Annotated in this window: 6 protein-coding genes; 4 read left to right on the top strand and 2 right to left on the bottom strand. The window is 37.9% G+C overall.

The features are described from left to right. Positions 1-215: 215 nt before the first annotated feature. Positions 216-566 (bottom strand): hypothetical protein, encoded by a 351-nt coding sequence (locus NZ519_09505; GenBank protein ID MCS7028989.1) that lies wholly within the window; start codon positions 564-566, stop codon positions 216-218. A 160-nt stretch (positions 567-726) separates the two neighbouring features. On the opposite strand from NZ519_09505, the gene NZ519_09500 reads away from it, so the two are divergent. Both NZ519_09500 and dnaJ read left to right on the top strand, forming a co-directional pair. Further along, positions 727-1,368 (top strand): nucleotide exchange factor GrpE, encoded by a 642-nt coding sequence (locus NZ519_09500; GenBank protein MCS7028988.1) that lies wholly within the window; start codon positions 727-729, stop codon positions 1,366-1,368. A 4-nt stretch (positions 1,369-1,372) separates the two neighbouring features. Beyond that, positions 1,373-2,512: a molecular chaperone DnaJ gene (gene dnaJ, locus NZ519_09495; protein MCS7028987.1), complete on the top strand. Its 1,140-nt coding sequence runs from the start codon at positions 1,373-1,375 to the stop codon at positions 2,510-2,512. Between the two features lie 17 nt (positions 2,513-2,529). On the opposite strand, the gene NZ519_09490 is transcribed toward dnaJ, so the two are convergent. After that, a complete protein-coding gene (locus tag NZ519_09490) occupies positions 2,530-4,929 on the bottom strand; it encodes an endonuclease MutS2 (protein ID MCS7028986.1) in 2,400 nt (799 codons plus the stop codon). 111 nt (positions 4,930-5,040) lie between these two features. Between NZ519_09490 and NZ519_09485 the strand changes: the two genes are divergently transcribed. Next, positions 5,041-5,892, top strand: a complete 852-nt coding sequence (locus tag NZ519_09485; GenBank protein MCS7028985.1) for a transporter substrate-binding domain-containing protein — start codon at positions 5,041-5,043, stop codon at positions 5,890-5,892. A 26-nt stretch (positions 5,893-5,918) separates the two neighbouring features. Continuing rightward, a complete protein-coding gene (gene mrdA / locus NZ519_09480) occupies positions 5,919-7,850 on the top strand; it encodes a penicillin-binding protein 2 (GenBank protein ID MCS7028984.1) in 1,932 nt (643 codons plus the stop codon). Positions 7,851-8,059 lie beyond the last annotated feature (209 nt).

Genomic DNA, 8,059 nt, shown 5'->3' with positions numbered 1-8,059 from the left:
TTTGCGTGAGGCATGCGAAGGGTGGGCGTTAGCCCAGTGCGAAGCGAAGCGTAGCACCGAAGCGATAGCGTAGCCCGAAGCACGCCGACCTTGCCCGCATGAGCGTTAGCGAAACGCGGGCAAGGGCACGCCCAAAAAAAATTAAACTTTAACCTTCACACCATCAAAACGAAAATAAACAATGATTGCATAAAAAATTTTGACACTAAGCAAACTCAGTTTTTACATTTAGCAACAGGTTCGTAAAAAAATACATCAACATACTCCTGGGTATTGTATCCCTTATCCTGCGACCAACAAACAAAACTTGCCGTACAAGCAACATTGATACCTATTTTTGAAGTCTTGCCTGAAAGTTTTATAGTCCAAGCAGGCTTTCCAACCTCTTCGGAATACGTGAGCGTGTAATAACCTTTACACACTAAGGTATTTTTGTCTGTTTTAATATCTGAAAGAATTCTTGCTGTACATACAAAAGTGGAATCAGGAAATATTTCCATTTCTGCTCTTTTGCCGCAATACTTGCCCTTAATGTTTTGTATGACTTCTTGTCTTAGGGGTGCCATTTTTTTATTGCAGGAGTATAAAAGAGCTGTAAGGAGCAGTACTAAACATAACCGTGTTTTTTGGATAAACATATTGTAAATATACAAACTATTTCAATTTTGCATTACCTTTGCAAAAAATAAGCAGCCGAGAAAACAATACTCAAATTTTTGAAAAGCTATGGAAAAAGAAATGGAAAAAGAGAAAGAAATGAATAACAATACCGAGAGCGTTGAGCAGGTTCAAAATGAGTTGAATAATCAATTTATTGAAAGTCAGAATTCTGTTGAGCAAGAGGACAAAGCAACCGAGGAAGTAAGACAAGATGACAGTTCTAGGGCGGATTTGTCAGCCCAAGAGAAAGACAATTTGTCAGAACCTAATTTAGCGGAAGAGTTAGCTGCTCTACAAGATAGATTTTTGCGTTTAGCAGCAGAATACGATAACTACCAAAAACGGACACAGCGAGAGCGTTTAGAGTTAATAAAAAACGCAGGAGAGCGCACGATACGGGCTTTTTTACCTGTTGTAGATGATTTTGATAGAATGCTTGCAGTTGTGCAGAATGACCAAACTTTGTCTGACGTAGTAAGAGAAGGTTTTAGTTTAATTCAACAAAAGTTTATGCGTATTTTAAGTGAGTTGGGAGTAAAAGCGATAGAAGCAGTAGGTCAAAAATTTGATTCAAATTTTCATGAAGCAGTAGGTGAGCTTCCTGCCCAAGATGAATCACAAAAAGGCACGGTATTAGCAGAGGTAGAAAAAGGTTACTTCTTAAATGATAAAGTTTTGCGTTATTCAAAAGTATTGATAGGAAAGTAAGTGTATGACGACCAAAAGAGATTACTACGAAGTATTAGGGGTTAGCAGAAATGCTACGGAAGAAGAGATAAAAAAAGCATATCGTAAAAAGGCTATCCAGTATCATCCTGATAACAATCCTGGCGATAAGACCGCTGAGGAGAAATTTAAAGAAGCCACAGAAGCTTATGAGGTATTGAGCAATAAAGAGAAACGCGCTATGTACGACCGCTACGGGCATCAAGGCGTAAGCGGAAGTACTACAAATTTCCACGATTTTGACACTAGCGATATTTTCTCTCATTTTAGCGATATTTTTTCAGGAACAGGTTTTGAGAGCTTCTTTGGTGGCACTAGTCAGAAAAAAAAGGTTAACAGAGGTAGTGATTTAAGAGTAAGAGTAAAACTTACCCTTGAAGAAATTGCTTCAGGTGTAGAAAAGAAAATAAAGGTAACTAAGTTTGTTCCTTGTAGCGCTTGCAGAGGCACAGGGGCAAAAAACTCAAGTTACTATACTTGCCCTACCTGCAAGGGTACAGGTGAAATTAGAAAAATAACTCGCACGTTTATTGGCAGTATGCAGACTGTTTCGGTCTGCCCTGAATGTAACGGAGAAGGAAAAATTATTAAAGAGAAATGTACAGTTTGCGCAGGTGAAGGTAGAATACAAGCAGATGAAATTATTACGGTCAATATTCCGCCTGGCGTGCGCCAAGATATGCAGCTTTCTATAACAGGAAAAGGAAATGCTGCTCGTAGGGGGGGAATAAATGGAGATTTGTTAGTCGTTATAGAAGAGCTCAAACATGAACACTTTGTCAGAGATGAGAATAACAACGTTATTTACGAACTTTTTATCTCTTTACCTGATGCAGCCCTAGGCACTACGGTAGAAGTTCCTACCTTGAAGGGCAGAGCAAAAGTAAAAATAGAACCTGGTACGCAATCCGGTAAAATTCTGCGCATTAAAGAGGGGGGGATTCCTTTTATTCATTCTCAACAAAAAGGGGACTTGCTTATATACGTTAATGTTTGGACACCTCGCAAACTCTCTAACGAAGAGCGTGCTATTTTAGAAAAGCTACGCCATTCTCCTAACTTCCAACCTAACCCCCCAAAAACTGATGAAAAAACTTTCTTTGACCGTATCAAAGACTTGTTTTAAGGATATTTAAGAATTGTTTATTGCTTCAACTTTACCATAGTTATGCCTCCTCCGCCTTGGTCTTCGGGGGCATCGGCGTATGATATTACTTGTTTGTAGTTTTTAAGTAGGTCTCGTGTAATCTGTTTGAGAATTCCATTGCCTTTACCATGCAAAATACGCACTTCTTGCAGACCTGCTAAAATGGCATCGTCTATAAATTTTTCTATGAGCTGTTTAGCAGGTTCTGCACGTTGCCCTCTGATATCTAACTGCGTACTAACTGAATAAATTTTTTGCTTCAACGTCTGTTGAATATTACTTTGATTCTGCTGCGCAGCAGGTACATAAACTACTTTTTGAACATCTTTCAGAGGTAATAACATGGAAATACCTGCCACATTGACTAAAATTTTCTTTTTCTGAACTTCTACCACTTCTCCTATAGCCTGCGTGGAGCGAATCTTGACATAATCACCTTTTTGGATATCCTGGTTTTGTGCGATAATAATAGCCTCTTCTGTTTCTTTCTCTCTTTTACCTTTCTCTTCTAAAACTAAGCCTTCCTGTTTAAGGGCTTCTCTGACTTGTTTTGTAATTTGCTTATCTGCGTTACTCTCTTTAATCGCACGAATAGCTTCTTCGATTTTTTTGTTGGCTTCTTTGATAATTTTAGATGCTGTTTCTTCTGCTTGGCGAATGATTTGTTTTTTTTCCTTTTCTAATTTTTCTTGCTCCTGTTGATATTTTTTCAAAAGAGCTTCTAATTCTTTGTTCTTTTGTGCCAAAGAATGAGTTTGTTGAGTAAGTGTATTTCGTTCTTCGGTAATTATTTGCAAAAGATGCTCTATTTGAGTTTTTTGCTCACCGATAGCGTTTTTAGCGTACTCTAACACATATTCAGGTAATCCTATACGCTGTGCAATTTCCAAAGCAAAGCTACTTCCTGGCAAGCCTACTTTGAGTTGATATGTAGGAGTCATAGTTTGAGTGTCAAAGATCATAGCTGCATTTACGATACCTTCTGCTTGCTGTGCATAAGATTTAAGGTTAAAATAGTGCGTAGTAATTACGCCATACATTTCTTTTTGTAGAAAATAATGTAAAAGGGCTTCTGCAATAGGTCCGCCAAGCTTAGGGTCAGTACCTGACCCAAACTCATCTATCAAAAAAAGTGTTCTTTGATCGCCTTTTTCTAAAAATAACTTCATGTTTTTCAAATGAGCACTGTACGTACTCAAATCACTTTCTAAGGACTGCTCATCTCCAATGTCTGCCATAAACTTATCAAAAACACAGACTTGTGAGTTTTGTCCAACAGGTACAGGTATTCCTGCCTGAATCATCATGGCTATTAAACCAAAAGTTTTCATAGCCACAGATTTACCCCCTGCATTAGGTCCTGAAATTAAAATTACTCTCTGCTGCGGATTAAGTGATGCGGTCAAAGGAATTACCTCATTGATATTTTGTTTTCTTTCTATTTTGTTAAGGACAAGGATGGGATTACGAGCATTTTCTAAATAAAATATGCGGTCTGAAGTAATTTTAGGGCATATCCCTTTTATTTGTATTCCAAAAATAGCCTTAGCACGCACAAAATCTATCTGATATTGAAACTCATAGTTTCGGTGCAACTGTGGCAAATAAGGGCGAATTAAGTCTGCTAAGCGAGTCAAAATTTTAGTAATTTCTCTTTTTTCAGCATTTTCTAATAAACGAAGATCGCTTTGAATCTCTAAACTCTCCTCTGGTTCTATGTAAATGGTTTGTCCTGAAGCTGATTCATCTTGTACAAATCCCTTTATTTTACGCTTATGCTCTGCATACAGAGGTAAAACCATTTTTCCATTCCTAACCGCTAATTGTGCTTCTTCATGTACCCAACCTTCTTTGATAGCATGGCGAAGAATTTGCTCCAATTTTTTGCGTAGCTTATGCTGCAACTCTCGTATTTCTATGCGTATGCGTTGAAGTTCAGCGCTAGCATCATCTTTCAAGTTACCACTATCATCAATAACTGTTTGTATAGCTTGAATAATTTCTTTGGGCACTTTTACCCCATTAGCTAGTTCAAACAGTGAAGGATACTTAGTTTTGCGTTGTTCAAAATAGCGATATAAACGCTGTATGTTTTGTAAAGAAAGTAAAATTTTGTGATATTCTTCGGGTAATAAAAAGCTATTCTGTATCTGCAACTGGTTTAACAAAACATCTACATCATATACATGATGCAGGTCTAACTTTTCATCAAATTGTAGAACCTGCATCATTTCGTAGGTCTGCTTCAATTGGGTAGTAATCCAAATTATATCCGCTTGAGGTAAAAGGTTCTCAATCACTGACTTGGTATGCTCACAAATTGCATTTTGTACAATCTTATCTAAAATGGTATAGTACCCTAATTTTTCACTAATGTTCTCCGTAAGTATCTGCATGAACTAAAAACACAGCAAAGTTATATAACATTTGGATTTTTAGAATGTTCTTTTTCAGGCTATATACATTTGCTGGCATAACTTATTTTTGTACTTTTGCACCCATCAGCTATGAAATACTTCATTATCCATTTATTAAGCTTTACAGTTCTTCAACTTGCATTTGCACAAATAAATAGCTGGGCAGAAGTGTCCACCAAAAAATCAGGTACCATAACCGTACATTATTTAGAACAAGCTCCTTTCTGCTATAAAGAAAAACAAGGAAGCAAACTCACAGGAATAGAAATTGACATTTTTCGCGAGTTTGTTAAGTGGTTAAAAGAAAAGAAAGGTGTAAATGTCAAAGTTGAATACAAGCCTTATACAAAATTCAACGAAGTATACCAAGCTGTAAAAACAAGTAAGGACCCCGCTACCTTTGGCTTAGCTACGGTTACTATTACCCCCGAAAGAATGCAAGAGCTTGATTTTTCTGCGCCCTATTTGAAAAATAGATCCTTAATGGTTAGTGCAGGACAAGTTCCAACAGTTACAAAAGTTGAGGAAATTCCTCAAAAATTCGCTAACATGACCGCTGTAACTGTAAAGAATTCTGTTCATGAACATGATGTGCAGCTAATCAAAGAAAAATATCTACCTAACCTCAACATAGAATACCTAGACCTACCCAAGCAAGTACTAGAAAAAATAGCATCCGATAAAAAATACTTTGGGTATGTAGATTTGATTACCTACTGGGACTTTGTGAAACATAACCCTAAAATTTACGTCAAATTACATAGAGCTTTGACCATCAGCAATGAGAACTTTGGATTTATTCTTCCCAAAGGTAGTGATTGGACGCCGATAATCAACGAATTCTTTGAAGCAGGCTTTGGATTTACGGCTACTAAAATGTATAGAGCAATTTTAGAGGCTCATCTCGGCTTTGAAGTAATCAGTACTGTTGAAATGTACTAAAAGGACCTATTCATACAAACTAACCTATGCGTGCTGACTATTACAAAGATAGAAAATGGACCATTTCAGCTATTATTATCGCTGCGCTAATTGTTTTCAGCATTAGAGTAGCTGTTATGGTATCTGATAGCACGTATAAGTATCAAGCCGATAAAAACATTTTGCGTAAAGTAACTACTTACCCCGCTCGCGGTATGATTTATGACCGCAAAATGAATTTATTAGTTCAAAACCAACCCAGTTATGACCTGTATATTATCCCTCAATATCTTAAAATTGTGGATTCTTCTTTATTTACACAAACGCTAGGCATTAGTCGATACGAGTTAGAAAGGCGCATCCAAGAAGCTGCCAAATACTCCAAAATTCGCCCCTCTCTTTTAGCTAAGCAAATAGACCACGAAACTTTTACTAAAATACAAGAACGATTGTGGCTCAATCAAGGATTTGAAATAGAAATAAAAACTGTACGCAGGTATGAAAAACCCATAGCCGCAGGAATATTAGGCTACATTTCAGAGGTAGACACGGCTACCCTTAGCAAAGATCGCTACTATAAACCTGGCGATTATGCAGGCAAGTCAGGACTAGAAAAACAATATGAAAAGTATCTTAGAGGGCAAAAAGGCGTACGCTATGTAGTAGTAGACGTACATGGTAGAGAATACGGAGGAGTAGCCAACGGAAAATATGACACTATCGCCGTAGCAGGTGATGACCTTATCACAGGTATAGATGCAGATTTACAAGCACTAGCGGAAGAGCTTCTACAACACAAAATTGGTTCTATTGTAGCAATTGAACCTTCAACAGGTGAAATTTTATGCATGGCAAGCAGCCCTACTTATGACCCTAACTTACTCATAGGTTCCGAATTCAGTAAAAATTTTGTTGCTCTCAATAATGACAAAACAAAACCCCTGTACAACAGACCCATACAAGCTTCTATGTATCCCCCAGGTTCCACTTACAAGCTAATACTAGGTCTGATTTGCCAACAAGAAGGAATTATCACGCCTTCACACACATTGGGCTGCGGAGGGGGCTACAATATTGGTACACACACCGTAGGCTGCCATAGACACCCTAGCCCGTTGAATTTAGAAGGTGCTGTGGCAAGTTCGTGTAACACGTATTTTTGCTCTATTTTCAATGATTTTATCATGCATAAAAAATGGAAAAATGCAGAAAATGGCTTCAACGTTTGGAGAGAATACATGCTTGCTTTCGGGTTAGGAAGAAAGTTAGGAGTTGACATTCCTTATGAAGCTAAGGGAAATTTACCCACAGCTGAGCTGTACAACAAACGCTACCGTAAAAAATGGGGAGCAAAAAGTATTATCAGCTTAGGAATTGGACAAGGTGAAATGGGCATGACGCCCCTACAAATGGCAAATGTCGCTGCTATTATTGCTAATCGCGGTTACTATTACACCCCTCATTTTGTGCGAGAGCGTAGAACTAAAACGGGTCTAATTATCAAAGATACTACTTACAAAAAAAATTATGTTCCCGTAGAAAGCAAGTATTTTGAACCTATCATCAATGCTATGGAGCAGGTAGTTAAGGCAGGCACAGGAAGAAGAGCATACATAGAAGGTATTCGCATTTGTGCCAAAACAGGTACCGCTCAAAACCCTTTTGGTGAGGACCATTCTGTTTTTATCGCTTTTGCGCCCCGCGAAAATCCTAAAATTGCTTTGGCAGTATTTGTAGAAAATGCAGGTTTCGGCGGTGAAGTTGCCGCGCCCATGGCTAAAATTTTATTAGAACAGTACCTCAAAGGAGAGGTCATTAGTACAGAACTTAAAAAGCAACTTATAGAAATGGACTTTACTGACCCTACTCCAAAAGACAAAAAGAAAGCTAAACTCAAAACTGAACCTCAAAAACCTGTAAAAGTGGCTGTACAAACTTTACCTGATATCCATCCTGATGAGATACGTGAAGCAGAATAGAGCTTACAAACAAGGGAAAAACTAGTAATAATTAAAAATTTGCGCTGAACACCAAGTTTCGTAACCAAATACCTAAAAATCTTTCTTAATCTTTCTTGTGGTTTCTAACAAAGAACAGTATTAAGAAGTTGAATTTTAATTTTTTGGGCGTGCCCTTGCCCACACTTCGCTTGCGCTTGTGTGGGCAAGGTCGGCGTGCTTCGGGCTAC

This window comes from Bacteroidia bacterium, assembly GCA_025056095.1.
Taxonomy (GTDB): Bacteria; Bacteroidota; Bacteroidia; order JANWVE01; family JANWVE01; genus JANWVE01.
This window is presented reverse-complemented; position numbering and strand designations above follow the sequence as displayed.